24 protein-coding genes and 9 riboswitches are annotated in these 26,564 nt (G+C 48.3%); of the genes, 11 read left to right on the top strand and 13 right to left on the bottom strand.

Going from position 1 to position 26,564, the window contains the following annotated elements; translation table 11 throughout:
- Positions 1-142 precede the first annotated feature (142 nt).
- A riboswitch (Fluoride riboswitch) is annotated at positions 143-204 on the top strand.
- Between the two features lie 60 nt (positions 205-264).
- The 3 genes from ACFSB2_RS24795 to ACFSB2_RS24785 all read left to right on the top strand — a co-directional run bounded on the left by ACFSB2_RS24795 (position 265) and on the right by ACFSB2_RS24785 (position 1,664).
- Positions 265-663, top strand: a complete 399-nt coding sequence (locus ACFSB2_RS24795; protein WP_377945807.1) for a FluC/FEX family fluoride channel — start codon at positions 265-267, stop codon at positions 661-663.
- Positions 660-1,019: a fluoride efflux transporter FluC gene (locus tag ACFSB2_RS24790; RefSeq protein ID WP_377945806.1), complete on the top strand. Its 360-nt coding sequence runs from the start codon at positions 660-662 to the stop codon at positions 1,017-1,019. The genes ACFSB2_RS24795 and ACFSB2_RS24790 overlap by 4 nt, the downstream gene beginning before the upstream one ends.
- A 105-nt stretch (positions 1,020-1,124) precedes the next feature.
- Positions 1,125-1,664 (top strand): manganese efflux pump, encoded by a 540-nt coding sequence (locus tag ACFSB2_RS24785; protein WP_377945805.1) that lies wholly within the window; start codon positions 1,125-1,127, stop codon positions 1,662-1,664.
- Here the strand turns inward: ACFSB2_RS24785 and ACFSB2_RS24780 are convergent.
- Positions 1,626-2,015, bottom strand: a complete 390-nt coding sequence (locus ACFSB2_RS24780; RefSeq protein WP_377945804.1) for a FluC/FEX family fluoride channel — start codon at positions 2,013-2,015, stop codon at positions 1,626-1,628. The two genes, ACFSB2_RS24785 and ACFSB2_RS24780, sit on opposite strands and share 39 nt — an antisense overlap.
- Before the next feature lie 42 nt (positions 2,016-2,057).
- Positions 2,058-2,117, bottom strand: a riboswitch (Fluoride riboswitch).
- Between the two features lie 539 nt (positions 2,118-2,656).
- Positions 2,657-2,722: riboswitch (Fluoride riboswitch) on the bottom strand.
- Between the two features lie 147 nt (positions 2,723-2,869).
- Here ACFSB2_RS24780 and ACFSB2_RS24775 point away from each other — a divergent pair.
- A complete protein-coding gene (locus ACFSB2_RS24775) occupies positions 2,870-3,427 on the top strand; it encodes a manganese efflux pump MntP (protein WP_377945803.1) in 558 nt (185 codons plus the stop codon).
- 88 nt (positions 3,428-3,515) lie between these two features.
- A riboswitch (Fluoride riboswitch) is annotated at positions 3,516-3,577 on the top strand.
- A 139-nt stretch (positions 3,578-3,716) separates the two neighbouring features.
- Positions 3,717-3,783, top strand: a riboswitch (Fluoride riboswitch).
- Positions 3,784-3,823: 40 nt separating this feature from the next.
- The gene (locus tag ACFSB2_RS24770; RefSeq protein WP_377945802.1) at positions 3,824-4,486 is read left to right on the top strand and encodes a hypothetical protein; all 663 of its coding nucleotides are present in this window, start codon (positions 3,824-3,826) and stop codon (positions 4,484-4,486) included.
- A gap of 65 nt (positions 4,487-4,551) precedes the next feature.
- Here the strand turns inward: ACFSB2_RS24770 and ACFSB2_RS24765 are convergent, their stop codons facing one another.
- From ACFSB2_RS24765 to eno, 4 genes are all read right to left on the bottom strand, one after another.
- A complete protein-coding gene (locus ACFSB2_RS24765) occupies positions 4,552-5,121 on the bottom strand; it encodes a manganese efflux pump MntP (protein ID WP_377945801.1) in 570 nt (189 codons plus the stop codon).
- Between the two features lie 348 nt (positions 5,122-5,469).
- Positions 5,470-5,530, top strand: a riboswitch (Fluoride riboswitch).
- Between the two features lie 58 nt (positions 5,531-5,588).
- Complete coding sequence (locus ACFSB2_RS24760) at positions 5,589-6,071, bottom strand: PaaI family thioesterase (RefSeq protein WP_377945800.1); 483 nt, start codon at positions 6,069-6,071, stop codon at positions 5,589-5,591.
- A 111-nt stretch (positions 6,072-6,182) separates the two neighbouring features.
- Positions 6,183-7,766, bottom strand: coding sequence for a glutamate synthase-related protein (locus tag ACFSB2_RS24755; protein WP_377946014.1), 1,584 nt, complete (start codon positions 7,764-7,766; stop codon positions 6,183-6,185).
- A gap of 97 nt (positions 7,767-7,863) precedes the next feature.
- Positions 7,864-9,150, bottom strand: a complete 1,287-nt coding sequence (gene eno, locus ACFSB2_RS24750; RefSeq protein WP_377945799.1) for a phosphopyruvate hydratase — start codon at positions 9,148-9,150, stop codon at positions 7,864-7,866.
- Positions 9,151-9,254: 104 nt separating this feature from the next.
- Positions 9,255-9,318, bottom strand: a riboswitch (Fluoride riboswitch).
- 505 nt (positions 9,319-9,823) lie between these two features.
- Positions 9,824-9,884: riboswitch (Fluoride riboswitch) on the top strand.
- A 53-nt stretch (positions 9,885-9,937) separates the two neighbouring features.
- On the opposite strand from eno, the gene ACFSB2_RS24745 reads away from it, so the two are divergent.
- On the top strand, positions 9,938-10,801 hold the full coding sequence (locus ACFSB2_RS24745) for a sigma-70 family RNA polymerase sigma factor (protein WP_377945798.1): 864 nt from the start codon (positions 9,938-9,940) through the stop codon (positions 10,799-10,801).
- 146 nt (positions 10,802-10,947) lie between these two features.
- Here ACFSB2_RS24745 and ACFSB2_RS24740 read toward each other — a convergent pair whose 3' ends face one another.
- The 8 genes from ACFSB2_RS24740 to ACFSB2_RS24705 all read right to left on the bottom strand — a co-directional run bounded on the left by ACFSB2_RS24740 (position 10,948) and on the right by ACFSB2_RS24705 (position 20,724).
- Positions 10,948-11,628: a DUF190 domain-containing protein gene (locus ACFSB2_RS24740; RefSeq protein ID WP_377945797.1), complete on the bottom strand. Its 681-nt coding sequence runs from the start codon at positions 11,626-11,628 to the stop codon at positions 10,948-10,950.
- 126 nt (positions 11,629-11,754) lie between these two features.
- A riboswitch (Fluoride riboswitch) is annotated at positions 11,755-11,816 on the bottom strand.
- 108 nt (positions 11,817-11,924) lie between these two features.
- On the bottom strand, positions 11,925-12,917 hold the full coding sequence (locus ACFSB2_RS24735; protein ID WP_377945796.1) for an FTR1 family protein: 993 nt from the start codon (positions 12,915-12,917) through the stop codon (positions 11,925-11,927).
- Positions 12,918-13,167: 250 nt separating this feature from the next.
- Positions 13,168-14,886, bottom strand: coding sequence for an ATP-binding protein (locus ACFSB2_RS24730; protein WP_377945795.1), 1,719 nt, complete (start codon positions 14,884-14,886; stop codon positions 13,168-13,170).
- A complete protein-coding gene (locus ACFSB2_RS24725) occupies positions 14,883-15,380 on the bottom strand; it encodes a DUF5317 family protein (RefSeq protein ID WP_377945794.1) in 498 nt (165 codons plus the stop codon). The genes ACFSB2_RS24730 and ACFSB2_RS24725 overlap by 4 nt, the downstream gene beginning before the upstream one ends.
- Positions 15,381-15,748: 368 nt before the next feature.
- Positions 15,749-16,807 carry a sensor histidine kinase gene (locus tag ACFSB2_RS24720; protein ID WP_377945792.1) on the bottom strand — a complete coding sequence of 353 codons (1,059 nt, stop codon included), beginning with the start codon at positions 16,805-16,807 and terminating at the stop codon, positions 15,749-15,751.
- Entirely contained in the window at positions 16,804-17,478 is a 675-nt protein-coding gene (locus ACFSB2_RS24715; RefSeq protein WP_377945790.1) for a response regulator, read from the bottom strand. Before ACFSB2_RS24715 ends, ACFSB2_RS24720 begins: the two co-directional genes overlap by 4 nt.
- A gap of 92 nt (positions 17,479-17,570) precedes the next feature.
- A complete protein-coding gene (locus tag ACFSB2_RS24710; protein ID WP_377946013.1) occupies positions 17,571-19,340 on the bottom strand; it encodes an ABC transporter ATP-binding protein in 1,770 nt (589 codons plus the stop codon).
- 127 nt (positions 19,341-19,467) lie between these two features.
- Complete coding sequence (locus ACFSB2_RS24705; RefSeq protein ID WP_377945789.1) at positions 19,468-20,724, bottom strand: HD domain-containing protein; 1,257 nt, start codon at positions 20,722-20,724, stop codon at positions 19,468-19,470.
- Positions 20,725-21,084: 360 nt separating this feature from the next.
- Here ACFSB2_RS24705 and ACFSB2_RS24700 point away from each other — a divergent pair, with 360 nt between their 5' ends.
- The 5 genes from ACFSB2_RS24700 to ACFSB2_RS24680 all read left to right on the top strand — a co-directional run bounded on the left by ACFSB2_RS24700 (position 21,085) and on the right by ACFSB2_RS24680 (position 26,506).
- Positions 21,085-22,365 carry a sensor histidine kinase gene (locus tag ACFSB2_RS24700; RefSeq protein ID WP_377945788.1) on the top strand — a complete coding sequence of 427 codons (1,281 nt, stop codon included), beginning with the start codon at positions 21,085-21,087 and terminating at the stop codon, positions 22,363-22,365.
- The gene (locus tag ACFSB2_RS24695; protein ID WP_377945786.1) at positions 22,362-23,051 is read left to right on the top strand and encodes a response regulator; all 690 of its coding nucleotides are present in this window, start codon (positions 22,362-22,364) and stop codon (positions 23,049-23,051) included. The genes ACFSB2_RS24700 and ACFSB2_RS24695 overlap by 4 nt, the downstream gene beginning before the upstream one ends.
- Before the next feature lie 172 nt (positions 23,052-23,223).
- Positions 23,224-24,174 (top strand): ABC transporter ATP-binding protein, encoded by a 951-nt coding sequence (locus ACFSB2_RS24690; protein ID WP_377945785.1) that lies wholly within the window; start codon positions 23,224-23,226, stop codon positions 24,172-24,174.
- Positions 24,171-25,325 carry an ABC transporter permease gene (locus tag ACFSB2_RS24685; protein WP_377945784.1) on the top strand — a complete coding sequence of 385 codons (1,155 nt, stop codon included), beginning with the start codon at positions 24,171-24,173 and terminating at the stop codon, positions 25,323-25,325. Before ACFSB2_RS24690 ends, ACFSB2_RS24685 begins: the two co-directional genes overlap by 4 nt.
- Positions 25,322-26,506: an ABC transporter permease gene (locus ACFSB2_RS24680; RefSeq protein ID WP_377945783.1), complete on the top strand. Its 1,185-nt coding sequence runs from the start codon at positions 25,322-25,324 to the stop codon at positions 26,504-26,506. Before ACFSB2_RS24685 ends, ACFSB2_RS24680 begins: the two co-directional genes overlap by 4 nt.
- Positions 26,507-26,564: the final 58 nt, after the last annotated feature.

The raw sequence follows: 26,564 nt of genomic DNA, 5'->3' as shown, positions 1-26,564 counted from the left end.
CTATTTTGTAATCATTTCTTGTTTTTTACACGATCTGCATACAAAAATATCCAGCATTTCAGAAGACGTGTTCATTTCTGATGCTGATAAATCGATCCTCAATTGCGCATCTAGGCATTTATCCGGTATAATAAAGTGAAGTAATTGAATCGGTGATGGAGCTCGCCAAAACCGCCCGCAAGGGATAATGGCTCCTGCGAAGACAAATTCGCAGGAGCCATTTTTATTGAGATTTTGAAATTCAAATAAAGGAGGACATATATCATGAACTACATCGCGATTTTTGTCGGAGGGATCATCGGCGGCATCATTCGTTATTTACTGACCTTCGTGATACCAACCCCTGGTGGGTTTGCCCTGGATATTTTAATTATCAATTTATCTGGCTGTCTGGCCCTTGGAATTTTTTACGGCATCGCAGACCTCAAGAACATAAAACCTTGGCTGCGCAACGGCATTGCAACAGGTGTCATCGGTTCATATACCACGTTTTCCACCTTTTGCGTGGGCACTGTCAGCATGGAAAATCATCACGCATTCCTGGGACTGATTTATGCGGTGTCCAGCATCGTCATTGGCCCTCTACTCGCCTATGCTGGCGATTTTTGCGTCACGTTCGTCAACACGCGCATGCTCCAGCAATTTGAGGAGGAAACTGCATGACGCCGTTGTTGATCTTTTTGGCAGGCGGTGGCGCAGCCGTAGGCGCGATCGCACGGTATAGTTTGGGGCAATTGTTTGCGAAAATCAACAATAGCCCCTTTCCTTGGGGAACTTGGGTCATCAATATCGCTGGCACAATTCTTCTGGGACTTTTTGCACAATGGTTCGAACCCTATTCGACTGCGATGTGGGTGCTTTTAGGCACCGGTTTTTGCGGTGGCTTTACCACATTCTCGACTATGTCCGTCGAAACCGTTCGCCTGTTTCGTGCCAATGCCTGGCTGGCACTGGTGTACATCATCAGCTCATTTGGCATTGGTCTGATTGTGGCATGGATGATTCAACTATGGCTATGAACATTCCGCGCATTGCCCAGTAGTCGCCTGTCCATGTAGCAATTGATGTCACTTCCATATCCTAATGGTAACAAGTTTTTTACCAGCAGGCGGAGGTACATCGACATGACCATCAGTGCTATCATGTTCAGCGCGACCATTGGCGCATGTTCCAATCTCAGCGACATCGGGCTTGCTTTGTCCTTCACTCGTTATAAAAGAGGCATCAGATACAGCCTGTTTCTTGCCACAGCATGCTTCTCTATGGCCGCCTGCTTGCTCGGCGGCTTGACTAGCATTCACATAGAACCTCTGCTCTCTACACGGGCGTGCAATCTGCTTGGTTCTTTCCTGATGATTGCCATCGGAACATGGACCATTTTTCACACTTTTTACAATCATCATCATCCCGATACGCCTGTAACAATCCATTTCCACGAGATGATGTTGATTGGGCTTGCGCAAATATTGACCGATTTAGCCATGGGGTTTGCCGTTGGCTTTTCTCACATGAACGTCTGGTTAACCGCGATGTTCGCCGGTTTTTTCTGCATCGTATGTTTCGTGTTGCCTTCACATTTTTTTATTGGAGAAACGCCGCAACTAAAACAACACACCGCCATCCTTTCAGGCGCTTTGCTCATTATTTTGGGCATCATCCTTTGAGTTAAAATGCATAGTGAAATAATTTGTGAAGCCCATCCCTACTGCACACAATGCAATCGCTCCAAAAGATGCCAGTATCCATATCATGCTATAGAACCAGTGATTTGGATAAAACTGAACTATTTCAATCATCAACGAAGAAAAAGTGGTGAAAGATCCGATGAACCCTGCACTTAAGCCGATTTCTAACCACGGTTTCACATGGGCCCTCTGCCAGAGCACGTACAGTACACCCAGAATGAGCGCCCCTAGTGCATTCACAAACAAAACATCTGCTGAGTTCCCATTGGTCCAAACGAATCTGATGATGCCGCCGATAAATCCAAAAATCAGTATTGATACGATGTTCATCGCATCAGACCCCCTTAAACGACAAAATGGCTCCTGCGAATGACGTTCGCAGGAGCCATTATCCTCTCGGATGTTGTGGTGAGCTCCATCACCAATTCTATTGTTGCTTTAGCGTATGATTTACGCTGGATCCTGTGACTAACAATTGCCCAAATTTCACAAGCTGCTATGCATCAGTCGATGAACCCAGGGATAAACTTGGTCCTCGTCTTCCTGCACGCCCGAACCATGCGCTGTAAACTGGCGTACACACAATGTAGGTGTTCTCAATCCAATGATCGACCAGCCGCCACAACATCCGCAGGTGTATGAAACCTTGCTAAACACCGATGGTGCCTACATGTGCGATATTGCCGTCCCTCTCGTCTGTTTCATCAAATGACTGTTTTTGATCACCGAATCGTTGCTGCCCCATCGCTTCTCATGGAGGATTTAGACACAAAGACGTGGCGACATCGTATCGCCGCCATCCGTGTAATTGGAAGTGCGGGATTTCCATAGTGCAAATTAGCGCGCAGACGCCAGCAGAATTCAGCAAAATATAATCAAATGCCATGATGATGACAATTGCGCAAATCCCCAACCATGCCTCCATTGTGTGCACCTCTCTCGCATAAAAAAGCCCCTACTGCATCACAAAATAAGCAGTAGGGGCTATTAGCCCGGAATACGGGCGGTTAAAGGCGAGCTCCATCACCTAAATAACAATCAGTTTGTAACGATATTATGTGAAAACAAGATGATTGATGCTTGATCTACGAAATCACCCAATTATTTTTTGGCATCATAAGAAATCAAGCGACGCATAGGATAGGTGCCAGTTGAAAATCGCAGAGAGGGGGAATTTTGCAACAATGATCCAACATTTTCAAACTTATCTCGTAATCCTGATGATGTCAGTAGCATTGGGAATGGACGCGCTATCACTGTCCATCAGCATTGGACTAGCTGGTATACGTCCAAAATTAGCCGTCCAGCTATGCGTTGCTGTCGGCGTATTTCACGTATTGTTCACACTAGGAGGCGTGATGTTTGGCAACACAATCGGGCATTATATTGGCCACATTTCTATGTGGTTTGGTTCCATACTTTTAATCGGGATGGGCGCACATATGTTATATGTCAAGTTGTTCGGAAAGAGCGATAGCTCAAAGTCGGTTTTTACGAGCTTCTATACGCTTCTGTTGTTTTCCGCGAGCGTGTCCATAGACGCGCTCTCCGTCGGTTTTGTACTTGGGCTGCGCAGCACGACCTACGGGATCGCTTCCGCTTTGTCGTTTGGTCTTGCAAGTATGCTCATGTGTGGATTTGGACTTTTCATCGGGAGAAAATTAAGCAATACCATTGGTAAACTAGGAGAGGTATGCAGCGCTGTATTGTTAATTTTGCTCGGCATAAAATTCTTGTTTTGAGCGCCATGGTTCTACTTGAACATTGGATGTTGTAATCGGTTCATATGTCCTCGTTGAAGCGTGAAGCTCTTGCAAGTTTGGTTTACAACTGCATACAGGCGATGGAGTTCGCCGTTAACCGCCAAATTGGCTAATGACTCCTACTGTGTCACTTGCAGTGGGGAGAACTATGCAAGTTTGGTTTTTTTGGCTGCATTTTCGAGATCACCTTGTGCAATTCCAATCCTCTTCATGTGAAAGAGGACTGGATGATGGACATACCCGAGGCATTCCGAGCATATATCATATCAACTGAATCGGTGATGGAGCTCACCTTTAACCGTCGGCGCAAGCCAACTAATAGCCCCTACTGCTTATTTTTTCATGCAGTAGGGGCTTTTATTTTTGGAGGGGTATATGCAAACATCGTCATTAGGAATCATTCTCATTGCACTGATCGTTGCGGTAGATAACGCGCTTTTAGTCGGTCTGCTATTGCCAACAAATACGACTGTCGAGGAAAAAAGAGTGACGTTGTCAGTCATCGGGGTTTTACTGGCGGCATCACAAATTGTGCTTGCTGTAGGTATTGACCATTTGTTGGGTCATGTATTGTTCCGGGTTATCGCAATTGTTCTGCTCGGTTGGATGTCCATTCATACGCTAGGCATCGGTCCACAACATCGAGCGATGTTTGGCAGATTCGGAACCATTGCGAAGCTATGGATATTCACAGTCTTTGGGAACTTAGACAACATGATTTGGTTGGGATCTGTGTTAAAGGGGGATCGATTCTGGCTCATTATTTCATCTGTAGGAACAATTCCGGTTTTTGTGAACGTTGGATTACTGCTCTCACGACAGATTGAGAAAAAGCAGTGGATTTTACCTATCGGTGCGGGCATGATGGCTTGGGCGGCGGCTTCACTGATGTTAGATATACCGTCCATCAAACATTTTATTGAAAACCTCGATGATGCGCCGCGCACCACGTTTCAGTGCTTGATTACCATCGCTATACTGGTCATCGGATTTGGGATTCGCCACACGATTTTCCGAAACGTCAAGGCCAAAAAATAAATGAAGTTAGGGTGGAATGAAACGGGCTAACGCACAACATTCCACCCCTTGAGGACTGGTAGGCTTCATCCATAGACTTGATACATTCCAACAGCAATCAGGAGGATTCCCGCAACAAACGAAGAGTACTTGCCAACAAATTGCGCGAATATGCTGTAACCGATAACGTGTCCTAACCACAACATGACGTACCCCCAGAGAGCGATGCTGATAGCGGATACCCATAGTGATGCTGTTCCCGACACGGTTGAACCAAAACCGAGAATAATATTGTCCAGAGACATGACGAGTCCGAGCAAAATCCCTTGCCAGAGACCTGGTGTGGGGATCCAGAGCTTTGTTCCCTGTTTTGAAAGCCGCGGATGGATATAGGCAGCATACCAAAAGAACATCCCAATTCCACACAATGCGATACATGCAAACCAGTCTGCCATGGTGGCGGGCATGAATATTGCTACTTTGTCTCCGATAAATGCACCTAACAGAGCCATCGTTCCGCCAACGACGTTCGAGATGGCGTTCACCCAGTGTGGGATTTTGATTTTGTCGGAACCATATGCCAACCCAACACCCGTATTATCAAAGTTAGAGCCGATTCCAATTAGATTGACGACAATAATTGATGCCCATCCCATCACATTCACCGTCCTGCGCAGTGATGGTATTCAAACTTGTCCTCTTCATCGCTTACACCCCAGTTCGATAAGTTAGTCATTCGCTAGGGTACGAAGTTGGCGACTTTGGTGAACCGGACAAATGGACTAGGCAACATGTCCAATTACTAGAAAACGAGATTGGGTTCTGAATTTATGGATGGAGGAGGCGAATGGCTGTAGCCATTCTGAAATGAGTTGCTTATACTATCTCAAACCTTTGGAGTTCGCCCTTTCTCGAATGGCTTCGAGATATTCGTGGGGTATCCAGCCCCCTCGAACTAGGCGAGTGTTCGTTGCAAGATGAGTGACGAGGCATACCATGGTCACAAACGCATCGGTGATGGAGTTCACCTTAATGTCCAAAAGGGCTAATGACTCCTGCGAAATTTTAACCTCGCGGGAGTCATTTTTGTTTTGTAAACAGTTCACAAATCGCATCAACCAACTCAAACTTTTCGTTTGTGCTGTTTATAAAAATGAGCTAACGCAGTCGCCTTCAGTTCATGATTTTCATCAAATACATTCACATGGAAAACGATAATGGAATGACTGTTTTGTACGGTATCCACCTCTGCTCGAAGTATCGCGCCCTCCAGCCCAGGTTTGATAAAATCCACTGTTATGTTCAATGTCAATGCCCGTTCAACAGTATTGTCGACAATAAACGTCGTTTCCGCCATGGCCGTGTCAATAAACGCAGTCATTAACCCACCATGTAAAATTCCATACCGATTCAGCAACTCGTTGTAGACCTTCATATGGTATACATATTTTCCGTTCACTTCTCCCTGGCTGGAAAATCCCATCAATTCTTGCACAAAGGCCAGGGAAGTGTGGTATGTCGCTTTTTTGGCGACAATGAGTTCATAAATCGATTGAAGTTCACTTTGCGGCAGGGATTCAAGCTCTTTTACAATGTCATCTATCATCAACGATTCTCCTAGCATTTTAGACTTTGAGCATTTCACAAATCAAAAGTACGATGTCAAGAGATGTCAAGTTCGCTGCCAACATGCTGGGATATATCACAATACGTAAATTTAGCTGATCTCCTCTGCCGATGATTTTGATGCGCCCACACTTGGATAGGGAAACAATTCCGATACACGTACCGTCCGCCCATATTCATTTTTAAAAACGACGTGCTCTCGCCTCAATTCCCGTGGGCTGTTCAAACCACAAGCTGCTGCCAAGGCAAACACACTCTCTCGCATCTGTAAAATATAATTCATCACGCGCCAACGTTTTTCGCTAGGAACCAACGCAGATTGGAATTTTGGATCCGTTGTCGTCACCCCGGTTGGGCACTTTCCTGTATGACACTGCATGGCCATGATACAGCCGTTCGCCATCATGAACCCCCGCGCTGAGTTGACACAATCAGCCCCCAAAGCAAGCGCAATGGCCACTTTATCAGGTGTGATCAATTTCCCCGCAGCAAAGATTTTCATTTTGTCCCGGATTCCGTATTGTCTTGCCATGTCATCCAAGAGTAAAAGCGCAGTGTACAACGGCAGCCCCATTCCGTCCGCCATAGATTTGAAAGTTGCGCCTGAACCGCCTTCACTCCCATCTACTGTTAGAAAATCAGGGTATATGTCCAACTTGAGCATCATTTCGAAAAAATTTTCGATTCTGCCACCATCGCCAATGGTGATCTTGATACCAACGGGTTTTCCACCTTTCAACTGCAATTGTTTCACAAATCGCAATGCATCGGCCTCGTTTTTGAGAAAAGGAAATCGATTCGGCGAATTGACCGTTTGGCCAATCGGCACTTTGCGGACCGCAGCAATTTTGTGATTGACTTTAGCGCCTTCCAAATGACCACCACGAATTTTTGCGCCCTGATGAAACTTCAATTCAAACGCTTTAATATTTTGTTCTAAGGCTTTTTTCTGGAATTCTTCAAATGAAAAATGGCCGTTTTCATCACGAAATCCAAACATGCCAGGACCGATTTGGGCGATGATGTCCACCCCTGTCGCCAGATGTTCAGGCGCCACGCCACCTTCCCCAGTATTCATCCACGATCCGCCCGCCATCAATGCACCGCTTCCCGTCGACTCGATGTAATGCTCCCCCACCGCTCCGTACGAAGTCGCTGATACGCCAAACATCCCTTTGACAATCCACGGGTATTGGAGATTTTGTCCGATGACAAGGGCCTCCGCATCGTCATACAGCCATCGCTGCGCCTGATCCTCGATCATTTTTTCATGGCGTGTAAACAGCCCTTCACGAATGATTTTGTATTTGTGTCCTTCAACCTGTACGCGGTTATCCACGCGCAGTTCTTCCACCAGTTTCGGGAATAAATCATTCGACAAATAGAACCCAGGTTCATCATAATTGCGTTTGCCGCCAAAACTGATTAAATCGCTTCGATACTTCGACGCAAACACAACCGCCAGAAAATCACTTCTGGAAAATGGCTTTCCAGACGTATCATCATCAAACCAGTACTGACGAAATTCCGGCCCGAGTTTCTCCAGAAGATAGCGCATCCATCCCAAATAGGGGTGAGCCCGCACGACAGAATGTTGGGGTTTCTTTGACAAGATATACAGGTATCCAAACAAGGATGCTGGCGAAATGACCAGAATGACGAGCAGCACAATCATTAAAACAAACGAAATCGATGCCAAATCATTTCCGCCTTTCCACACGCATATCAAATACCAGGCGAGCCTGATTCGCCCGGTATTTCATTTCAATCCGTCATGAAAACCGATATAACCCAGTCGCCAATTGTAAATCCGGCAATTCTTCTGCCAGTCTGATTAATTGGTTATACTTTTCGATGCGTTCCCCTCTTGCTGGTGCACCTGATTTCATTTGCCTCGCGTTGGTCGCCACGGCTAAATCGGCAATAAAAGTATCGGTCGTCTCACCGGAGCGATGCGACATCACCGTTTTGTACCCAGCGTCCGCAGCCATTTTCATGGTGCGAACCGTCTCAGTCAACGTGCCAATCTGATTTGGTTTAATCAAAATGGCGTCAGCAATCCCCTGTTGGATTCCCTGTGCAAAAATGCGTGGATTTGTCACAAATATGTCATCGCCCAGACACTGAACCCGCACCTTTTTTAAAGCATTCGTCAAACGCGGCCAAGCATCCCAATCATCCTCTGCAAGGCCATCTTCGATGGATACAATCGGGAATTTATTGATCAATTGAACACAATACTCGATCATATCGTCAGACGACCAATCATGCCCCTCAAGATGATATTTTCCATTCGCATAAAAATCGTTTGCGGCAAAATCCAGCCCAATGGAGATGTCCTGGCCTGGTTGATAACCGGCTGCAAGAATGGCCTCGCACAATATTTGTAATGCCGCTTCGTTCGTCGCAAGTTTCGGCGCAAATCCACCTTCGTCCCCCACCGAAATGCGATGTCCCTGGCGCGCCAGCAAATCCTTTAAAGCGTGGTACGTCTCTGCACCCATTTGAATCGCTTGAGAGATTTTGGTCGCTCCATGCGGAACGAGCTTAAACTCCTGAACAGAAATGCCTGAGTCTGCATGCTTGCCACCATTGATGACGTTCATCATGGGAATCGGAAGTGTGAGATCATCCAAGTGATGCCCAGCAAATTCCGCTAGGTGCACAACCAAATGGACATTTTTATACTTTGCAGCAGCACGGGCAGTGGCAAGCGAGACACCCAGTATGGCGTTGGCGCCCAAGCGCTGTTTGTTATCCGTGCCATCCAATTGAATCAAGGCATCGTCTATTGCCGCTTGGTCTAAAGCACTCATCCCCCGAATTGAGTGCAATATATCTTGTTGTACATGTTCTACAACCTTTAAAACCCCTTTGCCACGATACCGCCCTTCATCCTCATCCCTAAGCTCATAGGCTTCGTTGCGTCCGGTAGATTTCCCGGATGGCACGGATGCCCTACCCATACATCCATTTTCCAAAACGACATCTACTTCAACGGTCGGAAATCCTCTGGAATCCAAAATTTCACGAGCTTTTAACTGCGCTATTTTACTCAATTGTCTCTCTCCTCTGGCACTACTTATTTGTTTTTGACTTGCAAAGACGACAGATGGCTCCCTTGAACAACCCCTAGAAAAAAACAGACTCCTACCAGAAATGTATTCTGGTAGGAGTCATCAGCTGGGCTGCCAGCGGTTTTGGCGAACTCCATCGCCTATATACAGAAATTCATGTGATATACGAACCCTGATTCAATCGTCGGTCTCGTTTACCTCATGATGTTTGTGCACAATATGGGTGTAGTCAAATCCATGAGAACAGTGTGTGCAATGAACACGAACAACATACTCCCCGATTGGCGCTTGAATATGATTCACATTCCCACAGTGTGGACAGGTGGAATCAAATTCCCAGTGTGTCTTTGTCATTGTGTCATCCCTTTCCTCGAAAGTAAAGTTCACTTTCCTTTCTCATCAATTCACGCCTCCCCATAAAATAGAGCACAGGATATGAGGTCGATCTCAATGCTTATCAGGAAGCCAGTGACGTTTTAACATACTTTAGTCACTTGTGCAAAAACATATCTGTTCTGATTTCGAATCGCGATGTATCCCTGTCTAATTTGTAGGCTGTAATATGAATGTCACAACCCTTTACAGAATTTTTGCAATCGATTCCATAACAGTTGCATGACAGAGATCTAAGCGCGTATAATCCGATATAGCAGATAATCGAATAGGTGATGGAGCTCACCACAACCGCCCTTTGGGCTAATGGCTCCTGCGAACTCGTGTCGCAGGAGCCATTTTTTATTTTATTATCACGTCTACGGAGTGATCGCAGATGCCCAATTTGAATAATCAGGAAAGCAATACCAGTATAAACAGTGTGCTCACTTCTTACTTAGAACAAATTGGAAAGAAAAAATTGCTCGACAATGAAGAAGAAATTCAAATCGGTGCACAAATTCAGCAAGGCGACGACGAAGCCCAAAGAAGGTTGATTGAAGCGAATTTGCGCCTAGTTGTCAGCATTGCAAAAAAATACACGAACCGTGGTTTGGACATGGAAGACCTAATTCAAGAAGGGAACCTTGGGCTACTCACTGCAGCAAAAAAATTCAACGTCAAAAAAGGGTGCCGCTTCAGCACGTATGCAACATGGTGGATTCGTCAGTCCATCACGCGCGCGCTTGCGGACAAATCGAAAATGATCCGCATTCCTGTCTATGCTTATGGAAAAATGATTAAAGTGAATAATCTTACCAACAAACTGTTGAGTGAATCCGGTCAACCGCCAACGGCAGAAGACCTTGCAGAACATCTAGCCGTGCCGTCTGAAACTGTGCAGATTCTGCAAAATATGCTCGCTGAGCCAACATCTCTTGAAACGCCCTATGGAGATGAAGGAAATTTCCTGCTCAAGGATTTTATACAAGATACCAAATCACAATCCGTTGAACAAACCAGCCTGGAAAAGGACAGACAACGAGAAATTAACGCGATCTTATCTACATTGTCCTCCAGAGAGGAAAAAGTGTTGCAGTTGCGTTTTGGCCTGAACGGAGAGGAGCCGAAAAGCTTTGAGGAAACCGGTCTATTCTTTGGCTTGACACGTGAGCGAATCCGCCAGATTCAAGCTGAAGCGATCAAAAAATTACGGGAATCATTTGGCGATGATTTGCGATTGTTGTTCAACTCGGATTGACATTACTTTTTCGCCGCAAGGATTTGCGGAAGTGTTGAATCATGCGTTCAAGGCCCAACGCGATAAGAGAGACGAGTGAACTCGTCCCCCTTCGCTCCAACCTTTTCGACCAAATGCGCACCATGTTCAACTCGATTTAAAAGAGTTCAATCTTTTTTATGGTCACCTGGCTCGATGGAGACAACTTCGCCCCTGAGAATAATCGCTGGGCCAGATGCGCATGCAAGGAGTGGTTTTATATGTTGCAAAACAGCGTCCACCTTGTCCGCTTCCAATGCGGCTTCAACAAGCACCGGGGCATGCGCCGCAAACTCAAAAACCGTCGATTTGCGCATGACATGATCAGCGCCAAATCCTTCAATGGCGCTCTGCACACTGACCCATAGCACATCTAATTTTTTGAAGGCAAGTACCAGTGCATGGTATAAGGGTTTTTTATCATATTGGTCTTCCTCTTTCATATATACCTTCAGTACAGTGCCGTCTCCCATGATTGAGTCCCCCTCTAACTGTTTGGCTGAATATACATTCTCTGTGACAAAAACTTGCCCATTGTGTGGAATGTGCGCTTCTAAGCCCTCCATCATGTGGTCAATTTCAGCTTCATCCCCATATACCTGTAACGTGATCGGCAATTTGTCTGATGCGTATTCATTGTAGACATTTTGAAAATGCCCTGCTTCGTCCAGACCTTCATTCCCACGGAAAACGGTGACGCCTGGCGCACCGGATTTCCACAAGTACTGAACAAGCGCCTCGTAGGTCAATTTCCCAAACCAGCCTTTCCGATCTCCCTCATGCACGCGAATTTCTAAATACTTCCCCATTGTCGATCACGCCCCATCACAAAGTTAGTAGCCAACATGTCACACCGTTATCGAAGAATAAAACGCGCTCATCGCGACATCCATGTTCTCCGAAAAAAAGAAATGGCCCCTGCGACATTGAAAAAACCATGCGCAGGAGCCATTATCCCTTCCGGGCGGTTGTGGTGAGCTCCATCACCTTTATTAAAGATAAGTATACACAGAATGCGTCCATCTGAAAAATTCCGTCATACACTCGGTTCGTGTTTACACGTGAACAATGGAAAATAGCTTAGATATAAACACGCAGTCAGTCATTAGGCTGACGCGCTGCTTTTCGCATATTGCCGCCGGGGTTTCCATACCCGAACATACTGTGCAGCCACGTAAGAACCAATGACAAACAACAAGGCAATCAACTGTGCTACGATGGTTTGCACATTGTTAAAGACGCAGAACCAAAGTCCAAGCCAATCCGGAATATTGACAGGGATGGTGGTCGTCCCCATCCAGCCAGCCAGTTGCATCTCTTGTATCTGCTCACCAACCATGACCAGCAAGACGACTGCCAGCATGCCGCCAGTGAAGACAAGCATCTTTTTGTATGGCAACTTTTGATGCGCAAAAAATGTGAGAACTGCCACCAGCAAAGACAGTGCTAAACCAAGCGCCGCGCCAATCACGACGACGCCAGACCCCACTTGCATGCGGATGCTTTGCAAGAATAGGACAACCTCAAATCCCTCGCGATAAACAGATGTGAAGCCGAGAATGACCAGCCCTTTGTAAGCTGCCGACTTGGCCGCCTCCACCGCAGAACCAGTAGAAGACGTCTCAACCGTGTCGATGATTTGCTTCTTTTTCCGATTGTGCATAGAAATCCAACCAGTCCAATAGATGCGGTGAAAAAACCAGTTCATCACGACCAGCAAGACAACGATGGCGAGTAGACCAGTTGCGGCTTGAATATCAAGTTCCGGAGCCGTTTGGCCCACCAGGGCAATGATGCCAACAACGACAAACCACGTTACAATGGTTGCAGCAAAAGCCAACCCCGCCCCGCCCGAAATGGGTTTCCAATACACTTGACGAGTCCGCACAAGACTTGCCGTAATTGCAGATAAGACCAAAATTGTCTCTAAACCTTCCCTAAAAACCAAAATACCTGTGTCGATGATCGCTGCGCTGTGACCGACATTTTTCGTTGTCGGATCCGGATTGCCATGAGCCGTAATGCCTTGCCAAGCCAGAATCACGATCACAATCAATGCGGCCAGGCCTAAAAGCGTGCGCCTGAAACTCCGTGACATATGCCAAACTCACCTTCCAAAGGGAAATAAGTCATTCAAAACTTCGTTTATAAGTCCAAATCATGACCATATTAGTCATGATTATTCTAAAGGTAGATGTGTCTCACTTCAAGAATAAATTTGAGCTAATTTAAAAATGATTTCAATCCGAATCAATCCTGAGAGGATGAACATCCGTATTGCGTTGAAATGAGGTAAGTATGTCCCACTTTGGCAATACGGTCTGTCGCCGCGCCATCGCGCTCAAACTTCAGCATAAATCGTCCGTACGCGACAATTGCACGCTTGGTAGACTGATACACACCTTTGTGCCTTTATCTTTCTGGCTATCAATGCTGATGGTCCCACCGTGTTCTTGAATCACGTTGTACACGACCATCAATCCAAGGCCAGTCCCTTTTTCTTTCGTTGTATAAAAAGGCTCACCCAGCGTGGATATGAGTTCATCTGGAATACCAGTGCCTTCATCTGTCACAGTGATGGTGACGTCGCTCACCGTCTCGCGCAGTCGAACATCAATTGTCCCACCGCCAGCCATCGATTCAATGCTGTTTTTGAAAATGTTGAGGAATACCTGTCTCATTTGATTGGCATTGCACTCCACTAAAATCAATCTGTCGCTATCAAAATTAAAATATATGTTATTTTGGTGCGCCTGCCCATCCAACAACGTAATCACGTGCCGGATAATCGCGCTCAAGTCGTTCTTCTTCAACTGGGTCCGCTGCGGCTTGGCAAGCACGAGCAATTCACTCGTAATTTCGTCAATGCGATTGATCTCTGACCAAATCACATCAAAAGTCTGATTCGACAACTCGTTGAAGTGCTCTTTCAAAAGTTGCATAAACCCTTTGATGGACGTGAGCGGATTGCGGATTTCATGTGCGATCCCCGCCGCCAACTGCCCGGTGATGGCCAACTTCTCCGCCTGAATCAGATATTCTTGCTGTTGCAAACGTTCCGTGATGTCTCTGGAGACGACGATAAAATCATGAATGCGTCCACGCTCGTCCAGCACCGGGGAAAGCTCAGTTTCCACGACGACAGCGTGTTGTTGAATTTGCAGTGTCATTTGCAAGCGCTGGGCAATCGGCTCCTGCTTGATTTTAGCGAGCAAGGACTGCGCGGTTTCCTTTTCTTTCACATAATCGTACAGACTGGTGCCGCAGAGTTCTTCAGGCACACACTGAAAAACTTGCTCGTGTGATGGCGATGCATACGTAATCATGGCATCCTGATCTATGACAACAATCAAGTCAGAGGTATGATGTGCAATCAGTCGATACTTATCTTGTGCCTCCTTGGACGTTTCCACCGCCCTAAAATACTGCCGAGAAAGCAAAATAAAACAGAAAAGGAGAATGCCTGCATAAAACACCGCTGGCACAAGATGGGCAGAACTGATCAACAAAGAGAGAATGGTGGTTGTCGCAAACAACGGAATCAGGTGAAAGGTTTTGAATGAGCGCGAAGCCGTTTTAGCTTGCCCAACCGAAAGTTGTATGCCTAAAAATAGAGATAAATTGATGATTTCAAAGATCGCCACAGCGCCAAAAATAGAAAAAAAGGTCGGAATGCCCTTCACAGAATCTTCCCATAGGCAACTACCAGACAATGCGTAGAGATACATGCCCATGGTCACAAAAAAACGAAACCAATTAACTCTGCGAAAATTCCACTGTGAATGCTTTAAATATACCGTCAATGTGCCAAATAAGAGCGGGATAAAGGAATTATATAACCCATAATAAAAGAGAACGAAAATATAACAAATGACCCCTGTACTCCACACAAGATTGCCAGGTAAATAAATCGGCAATAGACTCAACACCACGGCGAGCGCCGTAAAAATGAAAATTTCAGAGGTATAGTTCATATAGAAATGAAGAATCGCTGTAATCGGAACAAACAGGCCGGAGGCAAACAACCCCCATTGATACCCACGTTTGATTGCGCGCAAACCGTTCATTCCTCTCTTCTTCTTCGTGCATTTAACAGAACAAACCGAATCACCCCGCTTCCAACCAGTATATCGCCAGGGCTCATAATAAACGGGGGGACTGGAATCCAGTCAGCAAGCCACCATCCCCAAGAAGTAGATGCAATGCTGTGGCGTGAGCCAAGTTTGGAAAGGTGCATCTCATTGACCAAGCTGCCAAGCACAGGCATGGTCCCATGATGAAAGACAATCACAAAAAAATTTAGCAGAGCGCCAAATAAAATCAAGTTCATACCCTTGATATGTCGATTTAAAAATATCCCAAGAAGCACACAGCCAAAAAATAGATCAAGCAACCATCTTGCTGAGGTTGTGCCATCAAAATGGACGGCATTTAAGCCGATTTGACACGCCAAACCGCCCAGAATCAAATACCAATACTTAAATCGCAGTTCAAGAAGCGTGGCTAAGTTTCTTTTCGTCAGGAGCGCCAAAACAATACTAACAAGCACAAAGTATGGCATATGATCCTCCATCCTAACATTAGCATATTCACCCATAAGTTCAAATCTACAGCGTGTAGGCAGAAAAAAAGAACCGGATATCCCCGGTTCTTTGTATGGAAAAAAATAATAGCTGTTAACTTACCAACCACGGAGTCTCTGCGACTGTTGCGATAGCCAGTGCGACGAGTACGCCGACTGTGATGAATGTTTCCTTCTTCAGAACTTTCATTTCTATCCACCTCCTTAACGAAGCGATCATCATGAAAGTCGAATCATTGTTGTTATAAACTATAGATTCTGCGTATTTCGCCATTTTCCTGCAACGCTCGACAACTTTTTTCAACAAATTTAGCCAAGGTGACAAAGCCGCACCTTGGCCGCAATCTCTACCTCAGCGCATTTTGCGGGAGTTTGACCGTAAATTCAGTTCCCTCCCCCAAATGGCTGTTCACGTCGATCTCGCCATGATGCATGTCAACAATTTTTTTGACGATGGACAGCCCCAGCCCACTGCCACCGACTGACCGATTGCGCGACGAGTCCGCCTTATAAAACCGCTCGAAAATATGCTCTTTCGCCTCAGGTGCAATGCCCACGCCCGTGTCCTTGACGTGCACGTAGACCCATTTGTCCGCCCGTGTCAGGGTGACTTTGATCTCGCCGCCATCAGGGGTAAATTTAATGCTGTTATGCAGAAGGTTCACCCACACCTGGCTCAATAAATCCTCATCGGCAATGATGCTGACCTCATCCAATGAAACGTCCAGGTTTAAATCTTTCTGTGACCACTGTGGTTCACAAGCGAGGATGATTTTGCGCAATTGTCTGTCCACTCGATATGACCTCGGCTCGAACGGATGATGCTCCGACTCAAGCGAAGTCAGTTTGAGCAGATTGTCGCTGAGTTTTGACAAGCGGATGCTTTCCGTCTCGATAATATCCAGGTAGTGCGCGCGCTGCCCATCACTCAAACTCGAATTGTACAATAGCGCGTGTGCAAAGCCGTTAATCGATGTCAATGGCGACTGAATTTCGTGCGATACGTTCGAGATAAACTCCTGGCGCATCTGCTCCATTGCATCCAATTGCGCGGCCGCATCGTTGATGCTTCTGGCAAGTTGGTCAAATGGATCGTCGGAATCGTGCCTGTGCTGGATGTGCACATTGACGCGAAAGTTCCCTTTGGCGATTTCGCGCAGCGCGTCTATCATTGAACGAAACATTTTCATCTGTTTCGGACGCATTAGTCTGCCAATCAAAGACGCTGTCAGCCCAAAGATGAGAGAGCCAAAGAGCGAAGCCGTCAGTTGACGAATCAATTCAACAGAGTGAATGCTCATCCACGCAAACAAGACGTTAGTTAAAAAATAACCGCCAGTAAATGCAAGCAAACTATAAGCAAGCACACATAAAATGATCCCAAAAATGCGTAGTTTACCCCTCACGCCTGAACCTCCAAACGATATCCCAGTCCACGCACCGTGGTAATCTTGAAGGTGTGCTCCGCTTCAGGGAATCGCTCCCGCAGCCGCTTCACATGCACATCGACGGTCCGCTCGTCCCCCTCATAATCGTATCCCCAAATTTGTTCAATCAGCTGTTCTCTGGAAAATGTCTTCCCCGGATAATTCGCCAGCTTAAACAACAGTTCAAACTCTTTGAGCGGCAACGTGATCCTTTCATGGTTTACAAATATTTCATGTGTTTTGCGGTTGAGCACCAGCGCCCCCAGTTCAACCGTCTGTGAAATCGCAATGCGATAACGCTTTAAAAGCGCCTTCACACGTGCAATCAACTCAAGGGGTTCAAACGGTTTGACCAAATAATCGTCCGTCCCCAACTGAAACCCTTTGATTTTTTGATTCGTTTCGCCTTTTGCGGTCAACATCAACATCGGCAATTCCGAATCTGTCCGCAGCGCCTGGCACAATTCCCACCCGTCCATATTTGGCATCATGACATCTAAAATCACCATGTCGACTTTGACGGACTCCAACAACGTGAGCGCTTCAAGGCCATCCGCCGCTTCAAATGTAGAAAAGCCCTCCGCCTGCAGATATAATGCGACAAGTTCGCGAATATGGGGATCGTCATCTACTACGAGAATTTTAGTCATCTTTCATCATCCACCTCTCTGGCATGAAGATACCCTCGGCACTTTTGGGCGCGTCGTATGGTCAACATGTCACACCAAACACTTTCACACCATCAGTCTCCCACACTGACTGCCACAGGCGCCTCTTTGATGCGCAACTGCTGCGTGGCAAACTCGCGATACATCTCGTGCCGCTGGAACAGTTCCTCGTGCGTGCCGCTTCCTGTGATGGTGCCTTTCTCAATAAACAAAATCTGATCCGCATCGACAACAGTCGACAAACGGTGCGCAATCACCAACGTGGTTCGGCCCTGCATCAGATTTTTAAGCGCTTTTTGCACAGCAACTTCCGATTTGCTATCCAGGCTTGACGTCGCTTCGTCGAGCATCAAGATGTTTGGATCCCGCAGGAGCGCCCGTGCGATGGCAATTCTTTGCCGCTGACCGCCGGACAGTTTAATGCCGCGCTCGCCCACCTCAGTGTCGTATCGATCCGGCAGTGCATCGATAAAATGATCCGCATATGCCATCGCTGCGACACGTTCGATCTCTGCGTCTTCAACCTGTCTGTCTGTTCCATAGCAGATGTTATCACGAATCGTACCCGCCACCAGCGGACTTTCCTGCGACACGTAGCCTATCTGCCTCCGCCACGAAGCCAGTGAGAACGTGTCAATGGAGTCCCCGCCAAGGCGAATGCAGCCTTCCTGCGGCTGATAAAAGCGCTCAAACAACGAGAACAGCGTCGTTTTGCCACCCCCGCTCGGCCCGACGACGGCCGTCACTTTTCCTGGCTGTACCGTAAAATTGACATCCTTGAGCACCGCTTCGCCGCGCTTGTAACCAAAAGTGAGGTGATCGACAATGATGGGTTCATCCGTTTTTTCAACGACCTTGCCTTCGTCGTGGCGCTCCTCGTCGTGCTGGAGCGTCGTGATGATTCGCTCGGTGGCCCCCATCGCCTTTTGAAACTGTGTAAAAAACTGCGTGAATTGGGTCATCGGCATGATAATCTGAAAGAGATACAAGATGAAGGCAACTAAGTCGCCAGCCGTGAGCGCGCCGGAAGAGACTTGCACACCGCCGTAGCCAATGATGAGCACAAGCAGAATCATCAGGACGAAATAGATGAGCGGCCCAATCATCGCTTGTACTTTGGCCTCGCGCAACCCAAAGCGAAACAAGTTGGTAATCCCCGTTTCCCCTCTCGCATACTCGTTTGGTTCGGAATTGGAGGCTTTGACGAGGCGAATCTCGGATAAAACCTGTGTCAATATGCCTGTGAAGTGGGCTGTTTCATCTTGTAACCCGCGTGAAATTTTAAACATCTGACGTCCCAAAGGCATCAAAATGGCCATGGACAATGGCACGGCAATCAGCATGACCAGTGTCATTTTCCAATCCAGGTAAAGCAAAATGGCGATGGAACCAATCAACGAAATCGTGCCGTTCAAGAGATTGGCCAGATGTTCGGTAATCAATGCCTTGACGACGGCCGTATCGTTGGTCATCCGACTGATGGTTTCCCCTGTCGTGTGACTGTCATAATACGGAACTGGCAAAAATATAAGTTTTTTCCACAATCTATCCCTTAGGCCCGCCACGATTTTCTGTCCGACATGATTCAGCATATATGTTGCCAAGCCACTGCCAATCGCCTGAGCGACAAATGCGATGACGAGGACGACAATCTCCGACCGATGCAGGGAAGAAAAGGAGAACCCGTTGACCAGCTGTTTGGTAAACAGCGGAATCACCAATCCAACCAAAGTGGACACAATGCTCATACAGAACGCAATGGAGAGAAATCGTTTCGATGGGTTGGTCTGTTTGAGCAAATGGAGAAACAGGCGCCAATCGCCTTTATTTTTCTCTTTTTTTATCAATCCAGTTCAACTCCCACAAAATGAGCGCGACCTATCGCGACGCATTTTTTACTCATGTCTACTCTGGAAAAATACATGGACTTTATGAACTGAATATGAACGATCCGCGCTTGATTTCACGGTATCACTTTTCCCTGTTCCGCCATGCCTGTACTGCAGCAGCACGCTTTTTGCGCAGTTCCTCACCGAATTGCTTGCCAATTGCATCCGTGGTCACCGCCGCTCCGTTCACGGCCTGTATCACACGCCACAGCGCATCCAACGATGCTGCATTTGGACTTGGCGCATTCGGCGAATTGCGCCCCCTGTCATCCGACATGCCAACGACGGCCAGCCCTTCTACCCCCAACGGATTGCGCTGCGCCGCCATCAGCAGATCCACCACTTTTACAGGCTTCATGCGATGCAAAATATGCATCTTCATATGCTCTGCTGTGGCAAACGTCGCCGCCTCTGTCCACTTGCTTGGCAGTTTCAACCGCTGGCACAAACGGCGCGCTAAAGGGACGCCCAGCGCCTCATGTCCGTGATGCGATGGCCATTTCTCACGCGGCGTCACCCCTTTGCCGACATCGTGTACCAATGCGGCAAAGCGCACTTCTACCCGTTCCGTCAGCCTTGCAGATGCATCAAGCACCTGCATGGTATGCTCGAACGCATCCCCCTCTGGGTGATATTTTTCTGGTTGAAGCACACCAACCAATGAAGCGATTTCGCCAAAATGGACATCCAGTACGCCAGCCGTCTTCAACGCCATAAAAAACACGGACGGCCGAGCGCTACCAAGCGCTTTTTTGACCTCTTCAAACACGCGCTCGGCGCTCAGCGCGTATAACTCATCGCGCAAACTGCGCATCAGCGCAGTGGTTCGTGGTTCAATGTGAAAGTCCAACGTTGCCGCAAAACGCGCTGCACGATAAACGCGGAGCGGATCCTCCGCAAATGCGTCCGACACTGCGCGAACCACCCGATTGTGAATGTCATTTTGGCCGCCAAACGGATCTATCACTTCATTTGTCAGCACGTCCAGCGCCAGCGCATTGATGGTCAAATCGCGCCGTTCTAAATCCTGTTCTATGGTCACGCCCTCTGATGCGTTTATCTGAAAGCCGCGATGTCCGACCGATATCTTGTGTTCAGTCCGCGCCAGGGCAAATTCTGCGACATGCCCGTCAACGGGCAGGCGAAACACAGGAAAGGCGCGTCCGGCAAGAAACGCATTCGGGAAATGGGTCCAGAATTGTTCAGTCGAAAGTCCTGTGACACAAAAATCCAGATCTTTCGCCGAATGTCCCCTAATTTGATCCCGCACGCCGCCGCCGACCAAATATAGCCGCCCGCCCGCTGCAGCGATGGTCTGTGCAATTTCCCGCAAATTCATGTTTTCGCCTCACGTCATATGATTTCTCTACCCTGTAAATAAGGTCGACACCTTTGCGTGCGCCATCCGCGATGCCTCGATTGACTGACATTTTCATGATTCTGCTGGTGCGGGGCGCATCACGCATGGCGGTCTAGAGTGAACTGCTCTGCCTCTTTGGACATGAGCAAATAAATTGAACTACACCGCATCTGTATCATACCCATTATGTGACCATGAACGACAGTTACGTTCCCAGAGACACAACCCATCTGACTTTGATGCCTTCCGTCCTTTCATATGTCAATGGTAAGATGAGAGCAAAATCGACAATGGATCATCATCGAAGATGCTATCGCAGACGGATGGAGCGAATTGAACATGCACGAAGCCGTTGACAGTCATGCGGTCAAACGCATTCATTCCGGCCATGAACCACGAGGTCTCTGGCTAACGTTACGCTTATTTGCCCAAATACTTGTGGTGATATATTACACGAATGTCCCGCAAATGACCTGGCAGCGAACGATATTTATCATTGGCGCAGTCGCCTTGATGGGCACCAACCTCATCCTGTTCATTTGGCGCGATGACATGATTTGGCGCACGGTTCAACGTGTAACGTTGCTTTTCGAATGTGTGCTTATCACCCTGTTAAGCGTCTTTCTGGCGATTGTGTCTCCATTTGGCCCCGCCATATTGTTGACGCTGCCGACATTGTTGACGCTCACTTCACTATACAAAGGCGACTGGTGGCAATGGTTGCTAAGCCTTGTCCCGGTCATCGACATCGCTTGGATGTGCGTCATCGGCGCAAAAATGCAAACGGGTGAACAAACGACAGACCCCGCGCTGTCGTGGTGGTTGGTCGCGATGCTTTATGCCATCATCGTCGGAGTCGGCACAACACTCGCTTTCTTGTTGCAAGTACAAACCAATGCGCGTCAGCAATTACTTTTAACCATGGCCCAAGTGCAGGAACAGGCGCGCCAGCTTCGCATCGTGAACAACCAAGTCAACGAATACGCGGACAAGGTGTATCATCTGGCCACTGCTGAAGAGCGCAATCGCATTGCTGGAGAAATTCATGACACAGTGGCACATCGCTTGACTGCGCTACTCGTCCAACTTCAAGCGGCCAGGCGCATATGGACACAGGATGCCGACCGGGAAACGACGCAGGAGAACCTGGTCGTCTGCGAGGCCTTGGCGCGCGAAGCGCTGGACGAAGTGCGCACATCGGTGCGGGCCATTCGACGCACTTCAGCCGACGAGGGCATCACTTCCCTGCGCAGACTTGTGTTGCAATTCACAAAATTAACTGGCATGGAGACGTTCTTCACGGCCGATCCAGCGCTGGGATCGCTACCTGCCCAAATGATGGCGGTGCTTTACCGAGTCATCCAAGAAGCGCTGACCAATGCACAGCGACATGGCCGGGCGACGCGTGTCGAGGTCCACTTATATCAAAATGGCGCCTATGTGACACTGGAAGTGAAAGACAATGGCAAGGGGACGGCCGAAGTGGCGATGGGCTTCGGCCTGTCTTCCATGCAGCATCGGTTGCAACAGTATGGCGGCGACCTACAAATTGAATCAGAACCTGGTTTGGGCTTTCGATTGACGGCGCAATTACCCACATGGGAAGGAGCATACGGATGATCCGCGTACTGATTGTCGATGATCAACGGCTGATGCGCGAAGGCCTGCGCACGTTGCTTGGGTTGGAGAACGACATCATGGTGGTAGGTGTAGCAGGCGACGGCAGTGAGGTCATTCCCGCATTGACGGAAAAACCAGACGTCGTTTTGATGGACATCCGCATGCCAAAAATGGATGGCATCACTGCGACGCGCAACGTACTTCAGCAACAGCCTGATGTAAAAATTCTCATGCTGACCACTTATGATGAACAGGATGATGTCGTAGGCGCGCTTTCAGCAGGCGCCATTGGCTATCTGCTCAAGGACATGCCTGCGGAAGAGATCGCCGAAGCCATTCGCGTGGCAGTGCGTGGCGGCGCTGTCTTGCCGCCAAACATCGCCAAAAAATTTCTCACAGCGGTCAATCAACAAGAACGGGCGCCAGAGCCTGCCGAGCCTGTTCTCCAAAAGCCGCCGCAAGCTGTCGCAGGACTCACAGAGCGGGAGACCGACGTGCTCGACTGTCTGGCACAAGGCATGTCCAACCGCGAAATCGCCGAGCAGTTGCACGTCACAGAGGGGACCGTCAAGAACCATGTCAGCAATCTGATTGCCAAGCTCGTTCTCCGCGACAGAACCCAAGTGGCGCTGTACGCTGTGCGACAAGGTTACGGTCAGCTCCCTACCCACAACAAACCATCCTAGGGAGCAGTTGCTTCCCCTTGACCAAAAGCATGCGACCATGACTTTCGTCATATGACCATAGCGCGAGGTGGCGACAAAAGCCACCTCGTTTTTCTATCCTTTAGCACATGTGCGAAAAACGCTTGGAGGGTAAGCTTGTAACAGGAAATGCGAGTACGAGGAGGTACCACACATGTTGGAAGTCAAACACCTGGCCAAGCATTTCGGCGAGAAAGCGGCCGTGAAAAATGTCAGTTTTCAAGTCAACCAAGGCGATGCTTTTGGATTGTTGGGTCCGAACGGCGCCGGCAAGTCGACGACCATCTCCATGATCACCGGCCTTCTCTCGCCGGATGAAGGTGAAATATCCATGCACGGCAAAACGATGCGCAAACATCCAAAGTTTTTAAAACAGCGCATTGGTCTCGTTCCTCAGACCATCGCGCTGTACGACATGATGAACGCCCGTGAAAATCTGGAATTCTGGGGCACCGTGTATGGCATCACCGGCTCCGCACTCAAGGACAATGTAAACTGGTGCCTGCAGGTCGCCGGACTCGAAGACAACAGCAAGCAGTTGGTCAAAAAGTACTCTGGCGGAATGCAGCGGCGGCTGAATATCGCTGTGGGGATGATTCATCGCCCTGAAGTGCTGATTATGGATGAACCGACAGTCGGTATTGATCCACAATCGCGAAATCACATTCTGGAGACCGTAAAAAATTTAAACCGTCAGGGCGTCACCATCATTTACACGAGTCACTACATGGAAGAAGTGCAATTTCTTTGCGAGCGTTTGGCCATCATGGATCACGGTCAAGTGATTGCCTACGGCGATTTGAACGATGTCAGACAACTTGCTGGCACCCTGGCCACCATCACGATTGACACGCAGGGTGATCTGACCGCCCTCGTTGCAGAGTTGCAGCAGGATCTATCCCTCAAGCAAGTGCAGAACAAAGAGGGCGCTTTGGTCATGCAAAGCACGAATGCAGCCTCTGCCGTCAGCAAGGCGGTTCTGGCCATGAGCCGACACGGTTTGCAACCGACAAAAATCAACGTGGAAGAACCGAATCTCGAATCCGCTTTTCTCCATCTGACGGGTCGGCAATTGCGCGACGGATGGGACGGTGCCAGTGCATGAACATCCAATTGGCAGTCAAAATGGCCAAAGCGAATCTTTTGGCGCTCGTGCGAGATAGGAAGGCGCTGGTTTTCTTATTTGCCATGCCGTTGGTCATCACCGCTGTGCTCAGTTTCGCATTAGGCGGGATTTTTGGCAGCAATCCAAAAATCCCTTCCTTTCCGGTGGTCGTCTATAACCAAGATGCTGGTTCACTCGGCAAAGGTTTGGTCCAGACGCTCGAAAAGCAAACCGGGCAAATGACGGTGCATGAAGCCAACTCGTTGGCCAGCGCGCGCGCCCAGACCAGTTCCAATGAGGCAAATGTCGTCGTTTGGATTCCGCAAAACTTTTCACAGAGCATCGAAGCGGGTCACAAATCGGATGTGCGGATCGAAGCGGGGGCGGATCACGATACAGAAAGCTCCATTGTGAATGACATCGTGCAAGCGTATGGACAGTCTATGGCCGAAACTCAGTTCGCGGCGAAAAACTTGCCTAACCAAACAGCTGACATCAAAGCGGCCAAGGTGCAGTCCATCTCGACGACGCTGCATTCTGTCTCGACGGGCTCCTATTACGCCATTGGCATGATGGTGATGTTTATGCTCACCCACGCCCTCAATCGCGCAGGCAGGATGGTCCGGGAAAAACAAGGCGATTTATATCGCCGAATGATGGCGTCACCGGCATCGCGCTATGCGATTGTCAGTGGCCATTTGCTCTCTACTTTCGTCGTCTTGCTCCTGTATGGGGCAGCCTTGTTGCTTTGTTTCCGCTTCATATTGAACATCCACTTGGGACCGATAGATCAGACCGTGATGATTCTCGTCGCATACGCCGTCGCGCTGTCTGGGATTTCCGTGGCCTTGGGCAGTTGGATAAACAACATGCGCATTATGGATTCATTAGGCCAAATTGGGGCTCAAATTGCGGCCATTCTCGGTGGCAGCTTCTACCCATTGTATGGCTTCCCGCAATTTATGCAGCGCATTGGCCGCGGTTTGCCAAATGGTCAAGTGCTGACTGCGATGGTCAACTCTGTAATGGGCATTTCGAGCCGCGAGTTGCTCGCGCCATTCTGTTATCTGGTGGTGCTCGGCATCATCTGTGGTTTGGTCGGCAGTTTGCGCTATGGACGGACCGTTGAAAGAGGGGGGGTAGCCGGATGACTGCCTGTTTGGCGATTTTAAAAAGGTCTTTATTGGGCATTGTCCGGAACCGAAGCACGCTGATTTGGATGCTTGCACTGCCCATCGTATTTACGTTCGTGTTTGGGGTATTGCCCAACGCTGGCGGTTCTGCTAAACTCAACATCTCAGTTGTGGATAATGACCATTCCACTGTCTCACGCGGATTGATACAAGAAATGAAACAGGATGCCGACTACAAAGTCCAGGTGATCTCGTCAAGTCAAGCGACCAGCGAATTGCGCAATCTAAAGGCGGATGTCATCATCACGTTGCCCCAAGGATTGCAGAAACAAGCGTTGGCGCACCAATCGCTTGTAATTGACACAACTGCATCTCCCAACGAAGGGGCAAGTGATTCAAATAGCTCCATTGCTGATTTACAAAACCAAATCAACGAATGGGCGCTTGCCGGCAACGTCGGTCTGCTGAAAGAAACAGCCCATACACATCTGGATACGCAGCAAAGCGCGCAGACGTTTGTTCAAAGTATGGCGCAGGCAAAACATATCCAAGCGCCCATCTCAACCACCACCAATACATTAAGCGGCGGTAAACCCGCGCACAATCCCTTGACCGACACGGAGCGCTCAGTCATCGGGTTTGCAGTCATGTTCATCATCTTCACGCTGTTCGGATCGACCGGAAATATTTTGGAAGAAAAGATGTCGGGCACTTGGTCACGGATGAAAATGACACCTGTGAGCAGAGCGGGTGTGATAACTGGCTATGGGTTATCCTACTTTTTTATCGGTTGGATCCAGTATATCCTCATGACTTTATCCGGTAGATTGATGTTTGGTGTAGATGTCCCATTCAATGGCTGGATCGCTCTAACTGTTTCGCTTTACATCTTTGCGATGGCGGGCTTTGCGCTCTGTATTGCTGGGCTCGTGAAAACACAGGAACAACACATGATCATCGGCAGCGGTATTGGGTCCATCTCCAGCATGATTGCAGGGATCTACTGGCCGCTTGATTTGGAGCCGCAGTGGATGCAACATCTTGCTTGGCTCATGCCGCAAAGTTGGGCGCTCAACGCAGTTCAGACTGCGGCCATGAGCAATGTCACACTCGCCGTCATCGTCTGGCCCTTGACCGTCTTGGCTGGGTTTGCCGTCGTGTTCTTCAGCGTTGGCATGGTACAATTGCGGTACGCTTAATATACATCTACCGTACGGCATGTTCACGTAAAGTTCAGCTTGTCATCCAGCAGCCCCT

Origin of the sequence: Alicyclobacillus fodiniaquatilis (assembly GCF_042678105.1) — a bacterium.
Lineage (GTDB): Bacteria > Bacillota > Bacilli > Alicyclobacillales > Alicyclobacillaceae > Alicyclobacillus > Alicyclobacillus fodiniaquatilis.
The sequence above is the reverse complement of the archived record's forward strand: the minus strand, read 5'-3'. Positions and strand labels throughout refer to the sequence as shown.

What these genes read in the sequence shown, in the direction of transcription:
- ACFSB2_RS24705 (WP_377945789.1), bottom strand. Translation starts at nt 20,724, where the DNA reads ATGAATTTGCGGGAAATTGCACAGACCATCGCTGCAGCGGGCGGGCGG.
- ACFSB2_RS24715 (WP_377945790.1), bottom strand. Translation starts at nt 17,478, where the DNA reads ATGACTAAAATTCTCGTAGTAGATGACGATCCCCATATTCGCGAACTT.
- ACFSB2_RS24685 (WP_377945784.1), top strand. Translation starts at nt 24,171, where the DNA reads ATGAACATCCAATTGGCAGTCAAAATGGCCAAAGCGAATCTTTTGGCG.
- ACFSB2_RS24765 (WP_377945801.1), bottom strand. Translation starts at nt 5,121, where the DNA reads ATGGGATGGGCATCAATTATTGTCGTCAATCTAATTGGAATCGGCTCT.
- ACFSB2_RS24795 (WP_377945807.1), top strand. Translation starts at nt 265, where the DNA reads ATGAACTACATCGCGATTTTTGTCGGAGGGATCATCGGCGGCATCATT.
- ACFSB2_RS24745 (WP_377945798.1), top strand. Translation starts at nt 9,938, where the DNA reads ATGCCCAATTTGAATAATCAGGAAAGCAATACCAGTATAAACAGTGTG.
- ACFSB2_RS24770 (WP_377945802.1), top strand. Translation starts at nt 3,824, where the DNA reads ATGCAAACATCGTCATTAGGAATCATTCTCATTGCACTGATCGTTGCG.
- ACFSB2_RS24735 (WP_377945796.1), bottom strand. Translation starts at nt 12,917, where the DNA reads ATGTCACGGAGTTTCAGGCGCACGCTTTTAGGCCTGGCCGCATTGATT.
- ACFSB2_RS24785 (WP_377945805.1), top strand. Translation starts at nt 1,125, where the DNA reads ATGACCATCAGTGCTATCATGTTCAGCGCGACCATTGGCGCATGTTCC.
- ACFSB2_RS24740 (WP_377945797.1), bottom strand. Translation starts at nt 11,628, where the DNA reads ATGGGGAAGTATTTAGAAATTCGCGTGCATGAGGGAGATCGGAAAGGC.
- ACFSB2_RS24695 (WP_377945786.1), top strand. Translation starts at nt 22,362, where the DNA reads ATGATCCGCGTACTGATTGTCGATGATCAACGGCTGATGCGCGAAGGC.
- ACFSB2_RS24760 (WP_377945800.1), bottom strand. Translation starts at nt 6,071, where the DNA reads ATGATAGATGACATTGTAAAAGAGCTTGAATCCCTGCCGCAAAGTGAA.
- ACFSB2_RS24780 (WP_377945804.1), bottom strand. Translation starts at nt 2,015, where the DNA reads ATGAACATCGTATCAATACTGATTTTTGGATTTATCGGCGGCATCATC.
- ACFSB2_RS24775 (WP_377945803.1), top strand. Translation starts at nt 2,870, where the DNA reads ATGATCCAACATTTTCAAACTTATCTCGTAATCCTGATGATGTCAGTA.
- ACFSB2_RS24730 (WP_377945795.1), bottom strand. Translation starts at nt 14,886, where the DNA reads ATGAACGGTTTGCGCGCAATCAAACGTGGGTATCAATGGGGGTTGTTT.
- ACFSB2_RS24790 (WP_377945806.1), top strand. Translation starts at nt 660, where the DNA reads ATGACGCCGTTGTTGATCTTTTTGGCAGGCGGTGGCGCAGCCGTAGGC.
- ACFSB2_RS24755 (WP_377946014.1), bottom strand. Translation starts at nt 7,766, where the DNA reads ATGATTGTGCTGCTCGTCATTCTGGTCATTTCGCCAGCATCCTTGTTT.
- ACFSB2_RS24725 (WP_377945794.1), bottom strand. Translation starts at nt 15,380, where the DNA reads ATGCCATACTTTGTGCTTGTTAGTATTGTTTTGGCGCTCCTGACGAAA.
- ACFSB2_RS24690 (WP_377945785.1), top strand. Translation starts at nt 23,224, where the DNA reads ATGTTGGAAGTCAAACACCTGGCCAAGCATTTCGGCGAGAAAGCGGCC.
- ACFSB2_RS24700 (WP_377945788.1), top strand. Translation starts at nt 21,085, where the DNA reads ATGCACGAAGCCGTTGACAGTCATGCGGTCAAACGCATTCATTCCGGC.
- ACFSB2_RS24680 (WP_377945783.1), top strand. Translation starts at nt 25,322, where the DNA reads ATGACTGCCTGTTTGGCGATTTTAAAAAGGTCTTTATTGGGCATTGTC.